This window comes from Thermomicrobium roseum DSM 5159, assembly GCF_000021685.1.
Lineage (GTDB): Bacteria > Chloroflexota > Chloroflexia > Thermomicrobiales > Thermomicrobiaceae > Thermomicrobium > Thermomicrobium roseum.
On sequence record NC_011959.1, the window covers coordinates 1,293,154 to 1,313,108 of the forward strand.

General features: G+C 62.2%; 20 protein-coding genes. 8 read left to right on the forward strand and 12 right to left on the reverse strand.

Features of this window, described 5'->3' with window-relative positions:
• Positions 1-15: 15 nt before the first annotated feature.
• On the reverse strand, positions 16-321 hold the full coding sequence (gene groES / locus TRD_RS06100) for a co-chaperone GroES (RefSeq protein WP_015922250.1): 306 nt from the start codon (positions 319-321) through the stop codon (positions 16-18).
• Between the two features lie 210 nt (positions 322-531).
• Between groES and TRD_RS06105 the strand changes: the two genes are divergently transcribed.
• The gene (locus TRD_RS06105) at positions 532-1,704 is read left to right on the forward strand and encodes a pyridoxal phosphate-dependent aminotransferase (RefSeq protein WP_015922251.1); all 1,173 of its coding nucleotides are present in this window, start codon (positions 532-534) and stop codon (positions 1,702-1,704) included.
• Here TRD_RS06105 and TRD_RS06110 read toward each other — a convergent pair.
• Positions 1,701-2,525, reverse strand: coding sequence for a hypothetical protein (locus tag TRD_RS06110; RefSeq protein WP_015922252.1), 825 nt, complete (start codon positions 2,523-2,525; stop codon positions 1,701-1,703). The two genes, TRD_RS06105 and TRD_RS06110, sit on opposite strands and share 4 nt — an antisense overlap.
• Before the next feature lie 153 nt (positions 2,526-2,678).
• On the opposite strand from TRD_RS06110, the gene selD reads away from it, so the two are divergent.
• From selD to ispE, 3 genes are read left to right on the forward strand one after another with little or no spacing between them, the layout of a single operon-like run.
• A complete protein-coding gene (gene selD / locus TRD_RS06120) occupies positions 2,679-3,746 on the forward strand; it encodes a selenide, water dikinase SelD (RefSeq protein WP_081433430.1) in 1,068 nt (355 codons plus the stop codon).
• Positions 3,715-4,596 (forward strand): 16S rRNA (adenine(1518)-N(6)/adenine(1519)-N(6))-dimethyltransferase RsmA, encoded by an 882-nt coding sequence (gene rsmA, locus TRD_RS06125; protein WP_226980682.1) that lies wholly within the window; start codon positions 3,715-3,717, stop codon positions 4,594-4,596. Before selD ends, rsmA begins: the two co-directional genes overlap by 32 nt.
• Positions 4,593-5,477, forward strand: a complete 885-nt coding sequence (ispE, locus tag TRD_RS13630; RefSeq protein ID WP_015922256.1) for a 4-(cytidine 5'-diphospho)-2-C-methyl-D-erythritol kinase — start codon at positions 4,593-4,595, stop codon at positions 5,475-5,477. Before rsmA ends, ispE begins: the two co-directional genes overlap by 4 nt.
• Positions 5,478-5,489: 12 nt before the next feature.
• Here ispE and TRD_RS06135 read toward each other — a convergent pair whose 3' ends face one another.
• Positions 5,490-5,957: a PaaI family thioesterase gene (locus TRD_RS06135; RefSeq protein ID WP_015922257.1), complete on the reverse strand. Its 468-nt coding sequence runs from the start codon at positions 5,955-5,957 to the stop codon at positions 5,490-5,492.
• 123 nt (positions 5,958-6,080) lie between these two features.
• On the opposite strand from TRD_RS06135, the gene moeB reads away from it, so the two are divergent.
• On the forward strand, positions 6,081-7,277 hold the full coding sequence (gene moeB, locus TRD_RS06140) for a molybdopterin-synthase adenylyltransferase MoeB (protein WP_015922258.1): 1,197 nt from the start codon (positions 6,081-6,083) through the stop codon (positions 7,275-7,277).
• A gap of 87 nt (positions 7,278-7,364) precedes the next feature.
• Here the strand turns inward: moeB and TRD_RS06145 are convergent, their stop codons facing one another.
• The 3 genes from TRD_RS06145 to TRD_RS06155 are packed head-to-tail and all read right to left on the reverse strand — an operon-like array spanning position 7,365 to position 9,101.
• The gene (locus TRD_RS06145) at positions 7,365-7,847 is read right to left on the reverse strand and encodes a M67 family metallopeptidase (protein WP_015922259.1); all 483 of its coding nucleotides are present in this window, start codon (positions 7,845-7,847) and stop codon (positions 7,365-7,367) included.
• On the reverse strand, positions 7,844-8,122 hold the full coding sequence (locus TRD_RS06150) for a ubiquitin-like small modifier protein 1 (protein ID WP_015922260.1): 279 nt from the start codon (positions 8,120-8,122) through the stop codon (positions 7,844-7,846). Before TRD_RS06150 ends, TRD_RS06145 begins: the two co-directional genes overlap by 4 nt.
• A 37-nt stretch (positions 8,123-8,159) precedes the next feature.
• On the reverse strand, positions 8,160-9,101 hold the full coding sequence (locus TRD_RS06155; RefSeq protein WP_041436005.1) for a PLP-dependent cysteine synthase family protein: 942 nt from the start codon (positions 9,099-9,101) through the stop codon (positions 8,160-8,162).
• A 190-nt stretch (positions 9,102-9,291) separates the two neighbouring features.
• On the opposite strand from TRD_RS06155, the gene TRD_RS06160 reads away from it, so the two are divergent.
• A complete protein-coding gene (locus TRD_RS06160; RefSeq protein WP_015922262.1) occupies positions 9,292-11,106 on the forward strand; it encodes a protein kinase domain-containing protein in 1,815 nt (604 codons plus the stop codon).
• Positions 11,103-11,930, forward strand: coding sequence for a hypothetical protein (locus tag TRD_RS06165; protein ID WP_015922263.1), 828 nt, complete (start codon positions 11,103-11,105; stop codon positions 11,928-11,930). Before TRD_RS06160 ends, TRD_RS06165 begins: the two co-directional genes overlap by 4 nt.
• Here the strand turns inward: TRD_RS06165 and TRD_RS06170 are convergent.
• Positions 11,869-12,420 carry a phosphate-starvation-inducible PsiE family protein gene (locus TRD_RS06170; RefSeq protein WP_052294069.1) on the reverse strand — a complete coding sequence of 184 codons (552 nt, stop codon included), beginning with the start codon at positions 12,418-12,420 and terminating at the stop codon, positions 11,869-11,871. The genes TRD_RS06165 and TRD_RS06170 overlap by 62 nt on opposite strands.
• A 202-nt stretch (positions 12,421-12,622) precedes the next feature.
• Between TRD_RS06170 and TRD_RS06175 the strand changes: the two genes are divergently transcribed.
• On the forward strand, positions 12,623-13,786 hold the full coding sequence (locus tag TRD_RS06175) for a cbb3-type cytochrome c oxidase subunit I (RefSeq protein WP_015922264.1): 1,164 nt from the start codon (positions 12,623-12,625) through the stop codon (positions 13,784-13,786).
• 56 nt (positions 13,787-13,842) lie between these two features.
• Here the strand turns inward: TRD_RS06175 and TRD_RS06180 are convergent, their stop codons facing one another.
• The 5 genes from TRD_RS06180 to TRD_RS06200 are packed head-to-tail and all read right to left on the reverse strand — an operon-like array spanning position 13,843 to position 19,571.
• Positions 13,843-15,456 carry an APC family permease gene (locus TRD_RS06180; protein WP_015922265.1) on the reverse strand — a complete coding sequence of 538 codons (1,614 nt, stop codon included), beginning with the start codon at positions 15,454-15,456 and terminating at the stop codon, positions 13,843-13,845.
• Between the two features lie 21 nt (positions 15,457-15,477).
• A complete protein-coding gene (locus TRD_RS06185) occupies positions 15,478-17,115 on the reverse strand; it encodes an APC family permease (protein ID WP_041436006.1) in 1,638 nt (545 codons plus the stop codon).
• A gap of 38 nt (positions 17,116-17,153) precedes the next feature.
• Positions 17,154-17,789 carry a cyclase family protein gene (locus tag TRD_RS06190; protein ID WP_041436755.1) on the reverse strand — a complete coding sequence of 212 codons (636 nt, stop codon included), beginning with the start codon at positions 17,787-17,789 and terminating at the stop codon, positions 17,154-17,156.
• A 5-nt stretch (positions 17,790-17,794) separates the two neighbouring features.
• Positions 17,795-18,775 (reverse strand): metallophosphoesterase family protein, encoded by a 981-nt coding sequence (locus tag TRD_RS06195; protein ID WP_015922268.1) that lies wholly within the window; start codon positions 18,773-18,775, stop codon positions 17,795-17,797.
• A 28-nt stretch (positions 18,776-18,803) separates the two neighbouring features.
• Positions 18,804-19,571, reverse strand: coding sequence for a hypothetical protein (locus tag TRD_RS06200; RefSeq protein WP_226980683.1), 768 nt, complete (start codon positions 19,569-19,571; stop codon positions 18,804-18,806).
• Positions 19,572-19,955: the final 384 nt, after the last annotated feature.

Consider the following 19,955-nt stretch of genomic DNA (forward strand, 5'->3'; position numbering starts at 1 on the left):
GCTCGACTCATCCACTCATTCGGACAGAACAGCCAGGATATCCTTTTCGCTCAGGATCAGGTACTCTTCGTCATCGATCTTGAGCTCGGTACCGGCATACTTGGCGAACAGCACCTCGTCGCCGACCTTGACCTCCATCGGCAGACGCTTGCCGTCGTCGGTCAGTCGGCCCGGGCCCACGGCGACCACCTGCCCACGCTGCGGCTTTTCCTTTGCCGTATCAGGCAGGACGATCCCGCTCTTGGTCACTTCTTCCTTCTGGATCGGTTTGACCACGACACGATCACCCAGCGGTCGGATCTTCGTGGCAGTCGCCGTCATGTTCGTCCCTCCTCTGTCTCAGCACTGTCCCTCTGCCGCTGGTTAGCACTCTCGGGGTTCGAGTGCTAACCGTCATGTATCGTACTCAGGTCGCGTCGACTTTTCAAGGGGTCAACGACGACTGTTTGCGCCGAGTCATGTCAGGACGATGAAGACGAGCACGCGGCATAATCGGCCTGGCAGAACGGAAGACGACTGAAAGGAGGAACCGTGCTGCAGTATCACGTGGCCGAGCGAGTTCGTCAGCTTCGCCCTTCCCCGACGCTCGCAGTCAGCGACCGTGCTCGGGCGCTCCGCCAACAGGGGATCGATGTCATCGATCTCGGTGGTGGCGACCCCGATTTCCCGACGCCCACGCACATTTGCCAAGCTGCAGCCGACGCGATGTTTCGCGGAGAGACGCACTACGTCGCCAGCGCTGGGATTCCGGAACTCCGTCGAGCCATCGCTCGTAAGCTTCAGGCCGAAAACCGCATCCCGGTCACCCCGGACGAGATCATCGTCACGCCGGGGGGCAAAGCCGCACTGTTCGTTTCCATCCTCGCGCTGGTCGGTCCGGGTGACGACGTCTTGATGTTCGATCCCGGTTGGGTCTCCTACGAGCCGATGGTCATCATGGCCGGTGCTCGCTGCCTGCACGTTCCCTTACTCCCAGAGGAGAACTACCGGATCACGCGAGAGGCCATCGAAGCCGTTCTCACTCCGCAGACGCGCCTCATGATCGTCAACAGTCCCAACAACCCCACCGGGCGTGTCCTCACGCGCGAGGAAGCCGACGCGATCGTCACGGTGGCGCAGGAACACGACATCGTGGTGATTTCCGACGAGATCTACGAAAAGATCATCTACGACGGTCGCGAACACCTGAGCTTGGCCGCTTTCCCCGGCATGGCCGAGCGGACGCTCACTGTCAATGGCTTCTCCAAAGCATATGCCATGACTGGTTGGCGTCTCGGCTACGTCGCTGGACCGGCTCCGCTTATCCGGCAGATCATGAAGGTCCACAGCCACTCCGCGACCTGTGCGACATCGTTCGCCCAATGGGGTGGTGTCGCAGCGCTGGAAGGGCCGCAAGACGTCATCGACGCCATGGTCGCCGCCTGGGATCGTCGCCGGCGGTTCGTCACCGAGCGGCTCAACGCTATACCCGGCTTCCGGTGCCCATTGCCGGAGGGGGCGTTCTATGCTTTTCCCGACGTAAGCGGTACTGGACTCTCTGGGCAAGAGGTCGCCCAGAAGCTCATCGAGGAGGCCTATGTCGGTGTTACGCCGGGCGACGCGTTCGGTGCCTCCGGCTCCGGTTGTATTCGCCTGAGTTTCGCGACCGCTGACGAGCTCCTGGAGCGGGCGCTCGACCGCATCGCCAACGTGTTCGGTCGCTAAATGCCGGCGCGAACGATCTCGACGCCCCGTCGCTCGACTTCAGCCAGGTATCGGTTGAGGCCGACCTGGTCACCGGGGACATGACCGACGACGATGACCGAACCGGAGGCGCCGCTGCGGAGTCGCTCGACCTCCTCCGGGGCCAAATGGAGATACACGACCGTATCCACGCCGTGCGCGAAATAGGCTTGCGCGACGGATGCACCGCCGTTGGTCCCTGCCCCATGCACGACCGCGACGCGACGCGCCGGCCGATCGACCGCCCCCACCGGAACCATGATCGGCACCGCACTCTCGCCGAACTCGGGCAGCGTCCGCAGCGCATCGATCACATCCTGTACCGTCGACTCGCGGCCAAGCGTCGTCCGGTAGCGCTCGATCGTTTCGACCATTACCCGACGACCGATCTCGTCGAGAGGCAAATGCAAGTTCAGGAAGGGGATGCCAAACAAGCGAGCCACAGCGGGAACCTGATCGTAGTTCGCCGCTTGTGCACGAAGAATCGCACGCGCGAATAAGGGTTGCAACGCAGCCTTGGCAGCCGCTGGATCGACACCGTGCTCGACCATGAGTTCGACATGGCGGGTCAACACTTCGGGAAAGCGGAGAACTGCCCGCCCGCCGGCTGGATGATGAGCCAAGACGCCATCGCAACCGATATCCCGGGCCACGAGCAGCTCGGCTGTCCCGACATCGAGCGCGACGAAAAGCCGGCGGATTCGTGCACCCGGCACGTAGACCTCGCTGTCCGCGGGCAGGCGCCGCATGTTCGCCATGTCCAATGCGAGCGCGACCAACTCGTCGGTACTCATTCCGCTCATCGCTTCTCGCCCTCCTTCCCCGCGATTGTCGCACAGGCCCGCTGTCGGCGACCGGCACCGCTGGTCGTCGAGCCGCAGAGGAAACTCGCGCTGGCGACATTCCCGAGAGTACCATTGCCGCAAGCGAGGAGGCTCATCGCTCGGAGGACTCGGATGAGCGACCGGCGGGAAATCGTACGGCTCACGGCGCTCGCCAGCTGCGCCGGTTGAGCGGGCAAGCTGGCTCCAGCAGCTCTGGCGCAGGTGCTGCGCCTGCTCGAATTTCAAGAAGACCCTCGCCTGCTCGTCGGCTTGCAGACGAGCGACGACGCTGCGGTCTACCGTTTGGACGAGCATGACGCGCTCGTCCAGACGGTCGACTTCTTCCCGCCGGTCGTCGACGACGCCTACCTCTACGGCGCGATCGCTGCTGCCAATGCGCTCAGCGACGTGTACGCGATGGGCGGGGAACCGTTCCTCGCTCTCAATATCGCTGCCTGGCCGAACGATCTCACGCTCGAGCTCCTGACCGAGGTCTTCCGCGGTGGCCTCGACAAGGCACGCGAGGCTGGTGTGGTCATCGCGGGTGGGCACACCATCACCGATGACGAGCCGAAGTACGGGTTAGTGGTGACCGGGCGAGTCGATCCGGCGCGTATCCTCACCAAGGCAGCAGCCCGACCGGGGGAACTCCTCTACCTCACGAAACCGATCGGAACGGGAGCCATCACGACTGCACTGAAGGCAGGAGTCGCCGAACCAGGGCACGTCGACAACGCTGTCACCTGGATGGTGCGCCTCAACCGCACAGCGAGTCAGCTGCTCCTCGCCCACGGTGTCCGCGCCTGTACCGACGTGACCGGTTATGGCCTGGCCGGTCACGCGAGCGAAATCGCCCTCAAGAGTGGCGTGCGACTCGTCATCGCCGCACGCGCTGTCCCCATCATGGAGGGGGCCGAAGCCTACGCACGGGCGGGTCGCTTACCCGGTGGCGCTCAACGCAACCGAGCCTACTATGCAGAAGGTCCGAGTGCGGTGGTGCGGCGCGGGCGCGGTATCCCGACTGTTCTGTGGGACCTCTTGTTCGATCCGGTGACCTCGGGCGGCCTCCTGTTCACGATCGCGAGGGAACGGGCTCCGACCCTGGAGCAGGCATTCGCTGCGGCAGGTGAGCCGTTGTGGCGCATCGGTTTCGTCGATGAGGGTAGCGGTGTCGACATCGTCGCCGAACTCACCGGCTGATCTCCCGGTCCAGCGCGAGCGAGAGCCGGTACCGGTGCGGCAAGTCCTGCGGGAACTCGGGATTCGGCCGCGCAAGGCGCTCGGACAGCACTTCCTGCACGACCGCGCCATCGTCCGCCGTATCGTGGAGACGGCCCAGCTGCCACCCGATGCACTCGTGGTGGAAATCGGCCCTGGCCTGGGTATCCTCACCGAGGAACTCGCACGCTGGGCACGATCAGTCATCGCCGTCGAACTCGATGCGCGCCTCGCCGAGCAACTCGCCGAACGCTTCCACGGCACCAACGTCCGCATCGTGCACGGTGATGCACTCGAGGTCGATCTGGCAGCACTGACCGGTCAATGCCCCTATTTTGTGGTAGCCAACCTCCCATACAATGTCGCGACGCCGATTTTGGAGCGGCTCCTGACGAGTGATCATCCACCCGAGCGCCTGGTGGTGATGGTTCAACGCGAGGTAGCCGAGCGAATGGCAGCGCGTCCTCCGGCGATGAGTTATCTCGGTGTCCTCGTCCAGTTCTTCGCGCTTCCCCGAGTGGCCTTCCGAATCGGTCCAGGAGCCTTCACCCCACCGCCCAAGGTCGAAAGTGCTGTCGTCGTGCTCGATCGGCGCACTCCACCGTTGCCCAAGCACCACTGGGACAGCTTCTTTGCGCTCGTACGGGCCGGTTTTGCTCAGCGGCGGAAGATGCTTCTCAATGCGCTGGCGACGGCAACGGGGATGGACAAGGAGATGCTGCGCGCCCTGCTACAGCGAGCAGGAATCGAGCCGTCGCGGCGAGCCGAAACGCTCACCGTGGAAGAGTGGCTGCGCCTGTGGCGAGTTCTCCACGAGGACGTCGCGTCATGACCATTCGCGTCGGAGTCCGGAAGCCTTTCCGCTTGCTGGCACCTGCGAAACTCAACCTCGGTTTGGAGATCCTGGGCAAACGACCAGACAGCTACCACGAGATCGTGACCATCTTGCAGACGATCGACTTCGGTGACGAGATCGTGCTCGAGCCGGCAACGGCCCTCGACTATCGGCCACCGACTGAATTCGAGGACGACCTGACCGCGCGCGCATTGCGGCTGCTCGCCGGGCATGGTGTCGAGATCCGAGCGCGCATTCGGCTCTCCAAGCGGATACCGATCGCTGCCGGGCTCGGCGGGGGATCGAGCGATGCGGGCACGCTACTCGGTGCGCTGGTCCATGCTGGACTCCCGTACTCGCTGGCACGCAGGATCGCGAGCGACCTGGGGAGCGATGTGCCGTTCTTCCTCGAGGGAGGCACAGCACTCGCCACCGATCGGGGCACCGAGTTGGAACCACTTTCCTCGCCGACTGGTTGGTTTGTGATCGTCGTCCCGCCTCTCTCCTTGAGGAACAAAACGCGCACGCTCTACAGTTCCCTCACTCCGGCCGATTACAGCGACGGTACTGCGACGCGTCGTCAAGCCGAACATCTCCGCCAGTACCACGTGTTGGATCCTCATCTCATCCGCAACGCGTTCCTTCGTCCTTTGCTAGCGTTTCCCCAAGTTCGGCTCGCGCTGGACGACATGCGAGCTGCTGGAGCGCAGTGGGCATGGCCCAGTGGTGCCGGTCCCGCCCTCTTCACGTGGAGCCCGCAACAGTCCCAAGCCGAAGAGATCGCCGTGCTCCTGCGGGCACGCGGTTGGGAGCCGATCGTTGCCGCACCGTACCGACCGACCTGGCATGAAGCGCTCGCTTCGCTCGCACTGGACTGAGTTTGCCGAGCGTCAGCGCTGCCCGCTGTCTCCCGGGACATAACGCGCCCACCAGGCACGCTCCCGTTCCTCCGGTGCACGCAGGAACAGGCCGTGCGCTTCGACCAGGAGATCCCCGGCCGTCGCGTCGTGAATGGCAGCCCGGGCCCGCGCAGACCGCGCTCGCTGCTGCTCGACCCAGCCGACGACTCGCAAAGGCTGCCCGACCTCGACTGGTTGTCGGTACGTGATCTCCATCCTCGCTGTGACCATCAGATGGTGCGTCTTCGCGATCACTGCCCAACTCATCGCTTCGTCGAGCAAGGTAGCGAGGATCCCACCGTGGACGAGCCCAGCATAACCTTCGTGTTCTGGACGCGGCGTGAAGAGCGCTTCGACAGCTTCCTCGCGACGATAGAACGCGAGACGAAGCCCGATCGGGTTTTGCTCACCGCATCCGAAGCACGCGTGGTCAGTGACCCGGTTGACTCGCTGTTCCACCGAAACAGCTCCTCCACTCAGTTTCCTGCTCGGCTCACGTTACCCCACTGGGGTACAATTCCGCTGTCGGCGGCTCGGTCGACAGGATAGCCAGAACACGAGCCTAACCCGGAGGACGAATCGATGGCCAGACGATACGAACAACTCTTCCAGGAGATCAAGCGGGCGATCCGCGAAGTCGATGTCCACCAGCTCTACCAGCAACTCCGATCCGGACGGCGACCGGTCATCATCGACGTCCGCGAGCGCGAAGAGTGGGAGCAAGGGTACGTCCCGGGCGCGCTCTTCATCCCGCGCGGTTACCTCGAAATGCGGATCGAGGAAGAAGTCCCGGACAAGTCGACTCCAATCTATGTCTACTGTGCAGGTGGCGTGCGCTCGGCCTTTGCTGCAAAGACACTGGAAGAACTCGGTTACCAGAACGTGTACTCGGTGGCCGGAGGATTCAGTGCTTGGAAGCATGCTGGCTATCCCTTCGTGACACCGCGCCAGTGGACACGCGAGCAACTCCAGCGATACAGCCGTCACTTCCTGATCCCGGAAGTGGGCGAAGAGGGACAAGCAAAACTACTCGATTCCAAGGTGCTGATCATCGGTGCTGGCGGCTTGGGATCCCCAGCAGCGCTCTATTTGGCTGCCGCGGGCGTCGGGACACTCGGGATCGTCGATGCCGACGTGGTCGATCTGAGCAACTTGCAGCGGCAAATTCTCCACACGACTGATCGTGTCGGGCGTCCCAAGACCGAATCAGCTCGCGAGGCGATCACGGCGCTCAATCCAGATGTGGAGGTGATCGCGCACGACGTGTGGCTCAGCAGTCAAACGATCCTCGATGTGATCCGTGACTATGATGTGATCGTCAATGGGGCGGACAATTTCCCGACACGCTATCTCGTCAACGATGCGGCGGTCCTCCTCGGCAAACCGGTCGTCGACGGCAGCATCTTCCGGTTCGATGGGCAAGTCACCGTCTACAAGCCGGGGGAAGGGCCGTGCTACCGCTGTCTCTATCCTGAACCCCCACCACCCGAACTGGCACCGAGTTGCGATCAGGCGGGCGTACTCGGCGTCCTGCCTGGTGTCATCGGTGTCCTGCAGGCGACCGAAGCGATCAAGCTGTTGCTGGGAATCGGCGAACCGCTGGTCGGGCGCGTGCTTCTGTATGACGCCCTCGCGGCAACGTTCCGCGAACTGTCGGTCGAGCGTGACCCCGAGTGTGCGGCCTGCGGTCCCAACTCGACGCTCACGGTCGAGACGATCGGCCAGATCGATTATCAGCAAAGCTGCATCCTGCCGGTTCGCCAGACAGCGGCTGACTGACGCGGAACCGATCCCGACGGGAAAACCAGACGGGGCCGGGCATGACCGCCCGGCCCGTCGCGGTTTATGCACTCGAACGACCGCTGGTCAGTCCTCGACGAGGATCGATTCCTCGGAGACCTGCCCCTCGTTCACGCGAAAGGCCCGGACGACCGGCCGGGCAGGATCAGCCAGCGAGCAGATCAGAAGAAGCATGTTCGGCCAAAAAGCGGCCAGCTCGACGTCCGTGCGCGAGGGATAGGCCTCGGTCGCTGGGTGGGAATGATAACTGCCCAGATGTTCCAATCCCGAGCGCTCGATCTCGCGCAACACGCGAAACTGTTCCTCCGGATCCATGAAGAAGCGCTCGACCGCGATCGAACCAGGGGCGTCCGGACGGTAATCCCGACCAGGCGGAATGAGGCCGCGCTCGGCGAAAAACTCGACAGCGAGTTCCGCGCGATTGGTCACCGGGTAGACACGCTCGATTCGCTCACCGTGTCCACCGAGAAGCCCGCACGCTTCGCGGGGAGCCTCCCGCTGGGCATGCTCGATGATCGCCTGGTACTGGTCGCGGGGGATCCGAATCATCGGCCGCCTGCCATTGCCGGGATGATTCCAACCTCATCCCCGTCCGCGAGAGGGGTCTCCACACCCTGCAGGGAGCGAATGTCCTTCCCGTTGACGAAGATACTGACGAATCGCCGCACGCGCCCGTCCGGTTCGCAGATCCGCTCGCGAATTCCGGGATAGAGTTCGTCCAGCTTCGCCAGTGCCTCGGCGACTGTCTTCGCCTCCACCTGCACCGCTGCGCGGTCCTCCGTGAAGCGGCGCAACGGTGCCGGAATGAGAATCGTCACTGCCATCGGTTCTCACGCTCCTTTCTCGACGACCAGTGTGCCTTCATCCTCGTTCGGGATGCCACAAGGGTGTGCTCAGGTACTTCAAACCACTGTCGGGCAGGATGGCCACGATGACGCCCTGATCCAGCTCGCGGGCGACACGGAGCGCCGCAACGATGGCTGCCGCCGCCGAGGGACCGAGGAGCAGTCCTTCGCAACGTGCAACGTCGCGCGCCAACCGGTAGGCCTCTTCGGTATCGACGAACTCCATACGGTCGACGAGCGAGGGATCATAGATAGCAGGAGTGAGAGCGGTCGGCAGATGCTTCAGTCCTTCTAACCCATGGAAGGGATCGTCTGGCTGGACACCGACCAGGACGACGTCCGGATTCGCTTCCTTGAGAAACCGCCCGGTTCCCATCATCGTTCCCGTGGTGCCGAGCCCCGCGACGAAATGCGTCACCTGCCCACGCGTCTGCTCCAGGATCTCTGGGCCAGTGCCCTCGTAATGGGCAAGCCAATTCGCTGGATTACTGTATTGGTCCGCATAGTAATAGCGATCCGGTTGCTCAGCAGCCAGTTGACGCGCCAGGCGGATGGCTCCGTCCGTTCCCTCGTACGGATCGCTGTAGATCAATTCAGCGCCGTAGGCACCCAGAATGGCCCGACGCTCCTCGCCGATGCTTCCGGGAACCACCAGTGTGACACCGAATCCGAGTGCTGCACCGAGCATGGCATAGGCAATGCCAGTGTTTCCGGAAGTTGCATCGAGGAGCCGTCGGTTCGATCCCAGCGCACCCGTGCGCAGCGCCTCGCGGACGATCCTCCAGGCAGCACGGTCTTTCACCGAGCCGCCCGGGTTATACCACTCCGCCTTGACCAGCAACTGGACGCGATCCGAGATGCCAGAGATGGCCGGCAAGCGTTGGAGACAGAAGAGCGGCGTGCGTCCGATGCGCTCAGTGACTGTCTCGCCCAATCGGCATCCGAGCGAAGAACTCATGGCTCGCCACCCTTCGTCTCGCTTCACCACTCCATCTTGCCACAGGTACCCCGCATGACCCGCGCAACTCGCTCGAAGCGCTTGCCGATCCACGAGCCGCACGGGGCCGGCAAGACGAGGTCCGTAGTAGGATAACCCCCGTGAGTGCCGGTTGGCACGCCCGACCATCGATCATGAGAGGCGCTCGCGAGTGCGCACGCACGTCCTGAACGACCGCTACCGGCTCGACGAGCCGATCGGCGAAGGTGGCATGGCTGTCGTCTACCGGGGGTACGACTTGCTCCTTGGCAGGCCAGTCGCGATCAAAGTGCTGCGCGGACAGTTCGCTGCCGATGCGAGCTTCCTCCGGCGTTTCGAGCGCGAAGCACAGGCAGCAGCTCGTTTGAGTCATCCCAATATCGTCAGCGTCTACGACGTCGGTCGCGACGGAGCTATCCACTACATCGTCATGGAATTCGTTCCCGGCAAGACCTTGAAGCAGCTGATCCTCGAACGGGCGCCGATTCCGCTCGACGACACCATCCGCATCGTCCGCCAGGTTGCGGCTGCCTTGGATTACGCTCATCAGCACGGGCTCGTTCACCGTGACATCAAGCCTCAGAACATCCTGGTCGACGAGCGCGGCTTCGTGAAGGTGACCGATTTCGGAATCGCAAAGGGGATCAGCGATGTCAGCCTGACCGAAGCTGGCTTCGGCATGGGAACGGTTCACTACGTCTCTCCAGAGCAAGCTCGCGGCGAACCGGCGACACCGGCCAGCGACATCTACTCGCTGGGCGTTGTCATTTACGAGATGCTCACCGGCCGACTGCCGTTCGAGGCGGACAGCCCGATCGGTCTCGCCATGAAGCATGTCCACGAACCGCCTCCTCCGCCGCGGCAGTTCGCTCCCTCCCTGCCCCCAGCGGTCGAGGCTATCGTCCTCCGCGCTCTGGCCAAGGATCCCCGCCAACGATTCCCGACAGCTGGAACCCTGGCGCACGCACTGGCGCATTGGCAGCACGCTGCACTACCGGCTACCGCACCGGGCCGAGCAACCTCGTCACGACCGGTCAACACCCGCCACCGCGGGCGAGCGAGTTCTCCGGTCCGCCCAGCGAACCGGCCAGCTGACATCGGCTGCGCCACCTGGCTCTTGGGGAGCGCGATCCTCGCTGGCATCGTCGCCTTGGTCGTCCTCGCCTTTCAGCTGGTCGATCTCCGCGCGTTGACCGGATCCGGCGATCGACCTGCTCCCACACCCACATCCGTTGCCATCGTGCCGAGCCCGACGACTGAACCGAATCCCACGCCAACGCTCGCACCGTCGCCGACCGTCGCCGCCACCCCTACTCCTGAACCGACACCGAACTTGACTCCGACACCCGAGTTAGCCCGCATACCGGACCTCGTCAACTCGACGTTGCGCCAGGCACAGGCCGCAGCCGCAACGGGGAATTTTCAGCTGGCGATCGAAGAGATTTACGATAACATCGTACCCGCCGGGACGATCGTGCGCCAAGATCCGCCCGCCGGCCAACTCGCCGAGAAGGGCAGCACGATCCGTGTTTGGGTGAGCAAAGGGCCGGAGTGGATCACCTTGATCGGCTTGGCCGGCCGACCCTACACCGAAGTGCTGCAACAGCTGCAGGGGCTGCCGGTCACGGTCGAGAAAGTCGAGGAAGGGAGTCGCACGGTTCCCGAAGGGTATGTCATCCGGACGGAACCCGCCGAGCAGGTGCGGAACGGCGGCACGGTCACCGTGTATGTCAGCATTGGCGATCGGGTCAAGGTACCCGACCTGTACGGCAAACCGTATCAACAAGCCGCTGTCGAACTGCAGCGCGCTGGCCTCGTCGTCCGCACCGTGACTCCACAAAGTTGCGAGCAGATTCGCCAGCATATTGCGAATTTCGACTGCGACCAGTTCCCCGACGGTGGCGTGGTGAGTGCGTCCCTGCAATGGAACAGCTGGGTGCCACGCGGGTCGCCGATCGATATCGCATATTACGAAAAGCAGCAGTGAGGCTCGTCAGTCTTCGTTCCACGATCGCCCAGCCTGCACTTGCCTGGTTGGCATTCGGCCTCCTGCTGGGCACCGTACTCGGAACTGCGGCGAGTCAGCTCCGCCCGACCGATCGCCTGGTCGTCGGTGGAACAGGCCGCACCCTCTCGGTTCTGCTCGTCACCGACCGGGCTGAAGTGCTGATCGGAGGTGGGACCGACCCGAACGATGCGGCTGACTTCGTCGACCGTTCGACCGTTCCCTGGCAGCGGCCGCTCGAACTCCTCGTCGTGCCGGCATGGGATCCGGAACACGTACCCGGCGCACTGGGGATCATCGAGCGAGGCAACGTGCACTCGATCGTGGTGTGGGGCGAAGCAGGGAACCAGCCCGCCTGGACAGTCCTGGAACGACGAGCCCGGACAGCAGGCGTCTCGCTCGAATGGATCCGCGAAACGGCAGTGATCCCGATCGACGCGACGACGCGTCTCGTCCTCCAGGCACTCCCCGACGGTGGAGCCATCTGCCTCGAGCGCGGTGAGCTGCGAATCGTCATCGTCGATACAGCCGGCGAGCGGCCATCGAGAGCTTGTCGTCAGTCAGCCGCGACGATCTCGCTGCGACGCGCGATCACTCCTGAGGCACGTTTCCTCGTCCGCCCGCGTCCACTGCGAGCGAGTGAACTCGCGAGCGGCGCTCCGTACGAAGTGCAGCTCGAACGGGGTGAGCGATTGACTGTCCGTCTTCAGGACGGTGAACTCCGCCTGCCACTCGGCGCGCTGCTCAACGACCCGAGACGCGTTCTGGGTCCGCACTCGACCTCGTCAGGGACGCCGGATCGGTAACCGGTACCGGTTCGGTATTGCCCTCCCCCCGCGCGTCGGTCGATCGAGGCGAAGCGCGTCGAGGAGGAAACGGCACCCGCAACGTGCCGAACCGCAACAGCGCGCCCAACGTGAGGAGAAACGCGCTGATCGCGAGCACCTGTGCCCAACCGAGCTCGACTACCCCACGGAGGACCACCTCGCGCAGCGTCGCGACGATGCCCAGTTCCACCATGAAGTCCACAGCGACTCGGTGCTCTTCCAAATAGACGACGAGGAGCCGCATGAGCTCCACCATGACTAACATGAAGAGAACTTCCGCGATCACGACGCGGAAGTCGAGTGCAGGACCAAAGAGGTGACTCAGGAGAATCAACAACGTGCGAACCATGAGGCCGAACAACACGAGAACCAGCGCGACGACGAGAATATCCTGAGCCGCTTCGAGAAAACGCCGTGACAGATGATGGATCTCGGTATGCGGAACGTGTCGACGTTCGTCAGGCTCCATCGCGCCCTCCTATCTTCCCACCAGCGCGACCGCCCTGTCGATCCCCTCACAACCGTTCATCGAGCGACCTCGGTCGTTCCCACGAGTCTCAACTGTACTCAACCTTGCCACGACGGCTCGTCAACCTTCCTTCGAGGGCAGAGGCGCTGCCACGCTCCCTCAGTGTCACACTGGTATCGGACAATACCTCATCGATCACCTGATGTTCACGATGGCGCCGCACGCTGCATTCGGTTATCACACCGGTCCGACACCTGGGGGTCGCGGCTGCTGCGGCGAGAGAGGGGTCGCGAGATCGGTCGAGGCAGCGCCTCGTGCGAGGACTGCTGTTGCCCTGGTTCTCCTCGCAGTCCTCTACCTGTACCCAGCCGCCATCGCCCGCGCGCTCTTCGGACGGCTTATCCCGACCAGTCGCCAGTTGCGGGCGCTCGTTCCGGACCCAGGTTCCCTCGGAATGGCGATCTATGCTCTGGTAATGCCGATCCTGGGGCTTCCTGTCTTTCTCTTTGCCATTGTTGTCTTTCTCGTCGCACTCGACCTGATTTCTCCGGAGACCATTCCCCTCGCTACCAGTCCACGATCGTTCAGCGTTGCCTTTTGGCTGTTCGCTCACAACCTCATGGAAGCGATGGGGATCATGACGCTGGGCGCGCTCTACGTGCTCGTCCCCCGCTACACTCGGTCGGGCAAACTCTACAGTCCACGCCTCGCTGCGGTCGCCATGGTTCTCTACACGATGGCCGCTATCCCCGCTTTCAGTCACCATCTCTACTCATGGGTGACCAACACTCCACAAGTCTTCCAGAACGTCTCGCGCAGCACCTCGTGGGCAACCGGCTTTATCGCAGCCTCCTTGACCGGCTTCGACGTCGGGCTGACAGTGTGGCGTCACGGGCTGAGAATTCACCCAGCACCATTGCTCATGCTGGAAGGTTTCCTCTTGTATCTCATCGATGGCTTCGTTGCGCTGGAACTCTCGACACCAGCTTGGAACCTACGTCTTCATGGCACACTGTATGCCACAGCACATACCATGACGATCCTCACTGCTGTTCTCCTCGTTTTCCTCGGCGTCATGTATCACTATTATCCGGCACTACGCGATCGGCAACTGGACATCCGGATGGGCTTCTGGCACAGCGGGTTGAGCTTTCTCGCTGCACTTGCGATGTTCTTCAGCCTACTCATCGCCGGTGTGGCTGGCCTTCCGCGTCGGGCCTACCCGTGGCTATCCGGTGAAGGAACGTACGCTGTCCCGCTCCTGCTGTTCGGACTCATTTTTGCGCTCGCTCAGTTCGTCTTCCTATGGAATCTGCTCCGCAGCGAACGCGCTGCCGCGTGGGCCCCAGGCCTGGCAGCAGACTGACATGTGACGCCGGCTGAATGGCAACCGTCTCCAGTCCAGCCGGCTTCATGTTCGCCTCACTCAGGTGGTATTTCCCGAAATGCGTACTCGATATGGATACCCCGGCGCGCCTGGACCGTTTTGGCGATCCAGTACACCAGCGCCCCGGCGATGAAGACACCGACGGTCAAGATTTGGACGTTGGGGAAATGGGCAAGCCCGACGAAGGGATCCAGCCAGAACACGACCTCACAGATGAGCAAACTGATCACCGCGAGAAGACCAACGATCGACATGACCGGTAATCCAGCCACACGCCAGCGTACCGGCGATGCCTCAAAATCCTCGCGCCTCCGATACGGGAAAACGATCGCGGCGATCGCAGTGAGAATGAAGGAGACGATCCAGCCGAAGATCCCCACGATACTGGCGAGAACGATATGCCACGCGTAGAGCGCCAAGCAAATCTCCCCCAGGATCCCCACGACCAGGATAGCGACCAATGGTGTATGCGTCCGTGGACTGACGTACGAGAGTATCTCCGGCATCAGTCGGTCAAACGACCAGGCCAACAAGATACGCGTCGACGCGAGATAATTGATAGGCAACCAAACGTAGGTCCAGAGCAGGAAGCCCAGCCCGATGAGAAGGATCAAGAGGAGATTGTGGTGCACCACCGCGCCTGCCAACTCGACGAAGGTGGGCGTGAAGGCGAGTCCGAGAGCAGCCGGATCGGCAGCACCGATGGCTCCCAATCCGTCATACCCCACCATCTTCTGAAAAGCCGCGATGAGGAGCACGATCCACACCGTGCAGTAGACAACAGAACCCGGCATGCCAAAAAATTGCGCCCGGCGCGCGTTCTTCACCTCACCACCGATGAAGCTGGAAGTGATGGCGTACAGCACAATGTAAAGCGGCAAGCTGAGCGAGAGGAAGGTCTGATACGCATCGAACGGGTGCCATTGATATCCCGAACTCTCCCATGCGACTTGGAAGGCATTTTCGACACCACCCACTGCTCGCACGTATTCATCGAACCGGGCGATGAACGTCTCCCGGCTCGTCAGGAGAGCGACGAGACCAGCCACAGCCACAGCGAGCGTCGCGAACGCAAAGGCGACATTCTGTATCCGGAAATAGATCTTGGTCCCGAGTGCAAAGATGCTCCCAAAAACGACAATGAGTACGGTCCCCGCGACGAAGATGCCGAGCGGCGTCTGCCAGAAATCGGCGAAACGCATGAGATCCGGATTGCGGTAGTGGGCCGCGAGCAGACGAAAGAGCGAGGATAAGCCATACTGCCCAAAGTATGCTGCCGGAATGCCGATGTACACGCTCAACCAGACCAGCCAGTTGAAGCTACTGATGAAGCCGAGGAGAGGAGACAAGGTCCGGCTGATGTACACATAGTCGCCACCACTCCGCGGGAGAGCAGCCGCGAAAAAGGCGTACGTCGTTGCGTGGGCGAGAGCCAACAGCCCAGCGACCAGGACACCGCCGAGCATGCTGGCCCCCGGATAGAATGCAGGAACGAACAGGAGGATGAAGAGCACGCCTAAACCGATGTTCTGGTTGTTCGTGTTGTAGACAAAAATATCGAGGAGCGAAAGCTCCTTCGTCAGACCTGTCGCCTCGCGGACAAAGGTCCGTGGTCGTCCCCAACTTCGCCCTGCCGCCATCCCACTCATCGCCTCCTCCTCGAGTCTCTTTCACTCGACCGGGATCTCGCGATAGGCGAGCGAGAGATCGATGCCCTGGCGAGCCCGCCACCAGCGGGCGATCGCGTAAATGACGAGCCCGGACAGGAAAATGGCGATGTTCAGCAGGAACATCCCGAAGCCGAGGATCCCCTCCCGCAGGGTGCTGGGATCCAAGCTGATGCCCGAATAAGGATCGTTGAGATACGCCCACTGCATCACGAGACAGGCCACGATCGAGATCGCTCCCACAAGGCTCAGAACTGGCAGACGTCCGAGCCGCCATGCCACCGGCGAACCGGTGAAGAGTTCGGGCCTTCGGTAGGGCAAGAGTACCGCACTGAGCGAGACCATGATGAAGGTCAAGAGGAAACCGAAGATGCCGACCAAGGTGGCAAAGTACGGCGTGAAGACGTAGATCGCCAGCGAAACGATGGAAAGGGAACCCATCACCACGAGGCTGACCACCGGGGTATGGAAGCGCGGGCTCACCCAGGCCAACGCCGACGGCAGTAACCCATCGATCGCATAGGCCACGAGATTCCGCGACGCATTGAGGATTTGTCCTGGCAGCCACGCGTAGCTCCAGAAGATGAACCCGAACCCGATGAGAAAGGCGACGAGCAGGCTGCCGCTTCCCAACGCGATGAGTTCGTGAAAACGCGGGGCAGCAGCCAAGCCGACGTTGCTCGCCCCGGCATCGCCGAGCGTGCTGATCGCGCCGATCAGATCAGCGCCGATCGCACGAGAAACGCTCCAGACGAGCAAAAGCCCCCAGACAAGGGCATAAACGACTGTTCCAGGAATCGCCCACACCTGGATCTTGCTCGCTTGCTTCACTTCCCCACCGATGTACGCGCTCGAGAAACTGAAACCCATCGTGAGGTAGATCCACGTCATCGTGATGATGGTGTTCCGGAGATCGAACGGTTGGGGCTGATAGCCGCTTTCTCGCAGCAGCGCCTCCAGAATATCAGGGCGCCCAGCCAAATTTCCGAGGTACTGGGCGAGATTCGACTGAAGCACAGCTGGCGATCGCACCAGCGCGACGAACACGACGAGCACTGTCGCCAGCATCGCCAAGACGAACAAGACATTTTGCACGCGGAAGTAGACGCGAAGTCCGAGAATGAAAAGTCCTGTCAAAACCACGATCAGGAGCGCACCGATGACAAACATTCCGGTCGGCGAAGCCGCCCAATCAGCGAAACGCAGTACTTCCTCGTTCCCGGTGAAAGCCGCCAGGATACGCATGAATGGCGCGATCCCGAAACTGGCAAGAAACGCCGAGGGGACACCACCGTACAGGACCCACCACACGGTCGTGTTCCAGTTCGACATCATCCCCCAGGCCGGGCCGAGCACGCGGCTCACATAGACATAGTCGCCACCACTGCGCGGCATGATGGCCGCGAGCATACCGTAGGTCGCGGCGGTCGGAAGCGCCAGGAGTGCACAGAAGAGCAGCGAAAGTGGCAGACTCACTCCACCGTAAGAAGGCATGTACAGGAACATGAGTGCGACCATGAGGCCGATGGAGATGAAATTAACATTGTAGACGAGCGCATCGAACCAGCCAGCCTCCCGGACGAGACCAGTCGCAGCACGTGTAAAGACGCGCGGCCCTTTGGCCTGACTCTTGTCCAGCATCCGCTCTCCTCCTCTCTCGATCACAACCCCTCACCCCCTTACCGCTCCAACAACACCGCCCGGGCCGGCGCACCGTCCGCACCGGCGATCGGCAGAGGAAGACACACGAGGAGGTATCGATCTCCTGCCGGGATCGCGCGGAGCCCTCGCAGGTTTTCGACGATCAAGACATCCGCCCCGAGCAGGCACGCGTGCGCATGGGACGTTCCCTGCACCGTCGAATCGATGTTGAGTGCGTCGATGCCGACGAGCCCGATCCCTGAGGCCACCAACCAGGTCGCCGCTTCCTCAGCGAGGTAGGGATGAACGAAATAGCGGTCCGATCCCCAGTAACGATCCCAGCCAGTCGCCAGGAGGACAGCAGCCCCACGGGGAGGGCTGCCCAGATGCTGCCGGAGCAACGCCAGCGAGATCGCCTCGTCATCGGCCAAGTTCGGAAGCTGGAGCAGGACGGCGGGCACGACGAACCGCTCCGCAGGATAATCGGTAATCGATCGTCCGTCGGGAAAGAAATGAGCCGGTGCATCGACGTGCGTCCCGGAATGGCTGCCCATCGTCACACGTGTCACCCGCCACGGCGCCGAGGCTGCTACCGTTTCCAGACACACCTCGGGATCACCGGGGAAAACCAGCATGTCCGACTCGATCGGGTGCGAAATGTCGTACACCCGCATCGTGTTCACCCGCTCACGAGCTGATAGCTGGCCACGCGATCGTCCTCCAATCGGACGAGCGCTCCATGAAGGACTCCCTCACCGTAGGCCGAACCGGGATTGATGCACAGTGTCCGACCGATGCGCACGGCTCCGCGCGACTCGTGGATATGCCCATGCAGACTCAAAACCGGTTGGTACCGCTCGATCGCCTCGCGCACGGCGCGGCTCCCCACCGGAATCATGTTCGGTTGTCCGCCCACCATCACGACCGAGAGGTCCTCCCGCAGCTGCGGCGCACTGTCCAGCGTTGAGTCATAGGGTGGGCAGTGCAGGTTGAAGATCACCGGCAGACTCGGATCCAACTCGCGGGCGAGTCTCTCGATGCGCGCTGCCAGCTCTTCCTCCGGGAGCTCGCGCGGGCTGTTCCATGGGGTCGGATTCGCCCAGGCGAGACTCAGCAGTTGATATCCGTCGATTTCCACGATCGCGCCATCGGGGTTGACGACGACGTCGCTTCCGGCGAGAGCGTCGTCGATGTCGAACTCGTCATCGTTCCCTGGCATGACGAAGCAGCGCACACCGGTTCCGCGCAAGCGTTCCTCAGCGAGGCGGACCCAGCGCGCGACCGACTCGCGCATCAGGCGCCGAAAGACTGCGTCGGCATAGTCTCGATCCGCTTCCAGTCGGGCCAACTCCTCTAGTCCGCAGCGGTACGGATAGAACCCGTTGAAACGGATACGCTTCTCGGCTTCTGTCACCTCCTCCAGCGACCGCAGTACTTCGTGCCGTCCGAGGAAAGACATCTCCCAGTGGCCATCGACCTCCACGATCGGAACGAGCACTTTCCCGGTCAAATCACCACCGAGAATGAGTGTGTCCACACCATAGAACTTCGCTGCGTTGAGGAACTTCAGAAAACATCGCTCCGAACCGTGTATGTCACTCGTATAGTAGAGCGCCAAGCGACGCGTCGCTTGGCCTTTTCCTTTCCGGAACCAGACCATGTCACTCCCGTCCTGCCCAGACCGGTGCTCAGTCGCGCCGGACTTCCTCCGGCAACTCGTACCAGCGCTTTCGTTCACCGATCATCGCGCGCAGTTTCCAGGCACGACTCTTCGGTGCCTCTTCGACGGCACGCCATAATTCTTCGAGCCGCCGCAAGGAGACGAACTCGTCAGCGAGTTCTCGCTCGAGGATCAGCGTCCGAACCCGATCGACGTTCTCCTTTGCCGTGCGATACCAACCCCAGTCCGTGCTCAAGACATCCACGATACGGCGAATATCGATCGTCTCCTCATCGCCGTACCCAAGCGGATGATCATGAAGCAGAGCGACGATATCGATCAGATCCTTTTCGTTCGCCTCCCAGATCTGCAGCTTGGTCAAAAGCAAGTCGGCAAGCGGAAGCGTCCAGCGATCCCGCTCCAGCCGGCCACGAAAGTCCAGGGTGTGGCACATGCGCAACTGATCGAGGAAGACATCGATCTGCCGCTCGTGCAGCGGATCCCAGAAGAAGAGCCGCTGGTGACCATGCAGTGTATTGAATTCGCGATCCGCTTGATACCCGAGATCAGCGAAGAGCGCCTCGATCGCACGCTTCTGCGCCGACAACCCAACGAAATCAGCATCACGATAGACACGTTGCAGCGCACGGTGAGACGCACTCGGCGAGTGCAAAAAGACGGCGACACCACCGAGAACCCGAAGGGTCACGCCACGCGCCTCAGCTGCCTCGAGCACGCGCCGCACCTCGTCGCGAATATCGTCGAGAGGCTGCGTCGAAACCGTCGTCGATTCCACCGATGAGACCTCCAGAATATGTCTATCGTCCTCTTCACTCACTCGAGCCGATCCGGCATCACGAGGATCGGAAGAATTCGCGCTGACTGCAGCAATTTCCCGATCGACGACCGGGTTCACCTGACTCAGCCAAGTATAGGATACATTCCCGCACCATACAAACGAGGAACTGCCCATACCCGATTCACCATCCGACTCACCAGCGCAACGAGCCGAAACGGCTCGCGACACAGTCTAACCGGAACCCAATCGGCTCGGCGGAGCTGAGCGCTTGATCAGGCTGCAGCGACTGCTCTGGAAAAGAGGTGCTCGGCTAGGGAGAGGCTCGGACTCTTTCAGTTCCTTTGGAACTGAGGGCTCGTCGTGACGCACGCATCGCGATAG

What these genes read in the sequence shown, in the direction of transcription:
- groES (WP_015922250.1), bottom strand. Translation starts at nt 321, where the DNA reads ATGACGGCGACTGCCACGAAGATCCGACCGCTGGGTGATCGTGTCGTG.
- TRD_RS06110 (WP_015922252.1), bottom strand. Translation starts at nt 2,525, where the DNA reads ATGAGCGGAATGAGTACCGACGAGTTGGTCGCGCTCGCATTGGACATG.
- ispE (WP_015922256.1), top strand. Translation starts at nt 4,593, where the DNA reads ATGACCATTCGCGTCGGAGTCCGGAAGCCTTTCCGCTTGCTGGCACCT.
- moeB (WP_015922258.1), top strand. Translation starts at nt 6,081, where the DNA reads ATGGCCAGACGATACGAACAACTCTTCCAGGAGATCAAGCGGGCGATC.
- TRD_RS06145 (WP_015922259.1), bottom strand. Translation starts at nt 7,847, where the DNA reads ATGATTCGGATCCCCCGCGACCAGTACCAGGCGATCATCGAGCATGCC.
- TRD_RS06150 (WP_015922260.1), bottom strand. Translation starts at nt 8,122, where the DNA reads ATGGCAGTGACGATTCTCATTCCGGCACCGTTGCGCCGCTTCACGGAG.
- TRD_RS06155 (WP_041436005.1), bottom strand. Translation starts at nt 9,101, where the DNA reads ATGAGTTCTTCGCTCGGATGCCGATTGGGCGAGACAGTCACTGAGCGC.
- TRD_RS06170 (WP_052294069.1), bottom strand. Translation starts at nt 12,420, where the DNA reads ATGGAGCCTGACGAACGTCGACACGTTCCGCATACCGAGATCCATCAT.
- TRD_RS06175 (WP_015922264.1), top strand. Translation starts at nt 12,623, where the DNA reads ATGTTCACGATGGCGCCGCACGCTGCATTCGGTTATCACACCGGTCCG.
- TRD_RS06180 (WP_015922265.1), bottom strand. Translation starts at nt 15,456, where the DNA reads ATGAGTGGGATGGCGGCAGGGCGAAGTTGGGGACGACCACGGACCTTT.
- TRD_RS06185 (WP_041436006.1), bottom strand. Translation starts at nt 17,115, where the DNA reads ATGCTGGACAAGAGTCAGGCCAAAGGGCCGCGCGTCTTTACACGTGCT.
- TRD_RS06190 (WP_041436755.1), bottom strand. Translation starts at nt 17,789, where the DNA reads ATGCGGGTGTACGACATTTCGCACCCGATCGAGTCGGACATGCTGGTT.
- TRD_RS06195 (WP_015922268.1), bottom strand. Translation starts at nt 18,775, where the DNA reads ATGGTCTGGTTCCGGAAAGGAAAAGGCCAAGCGACGCGTCGCTTGGCG.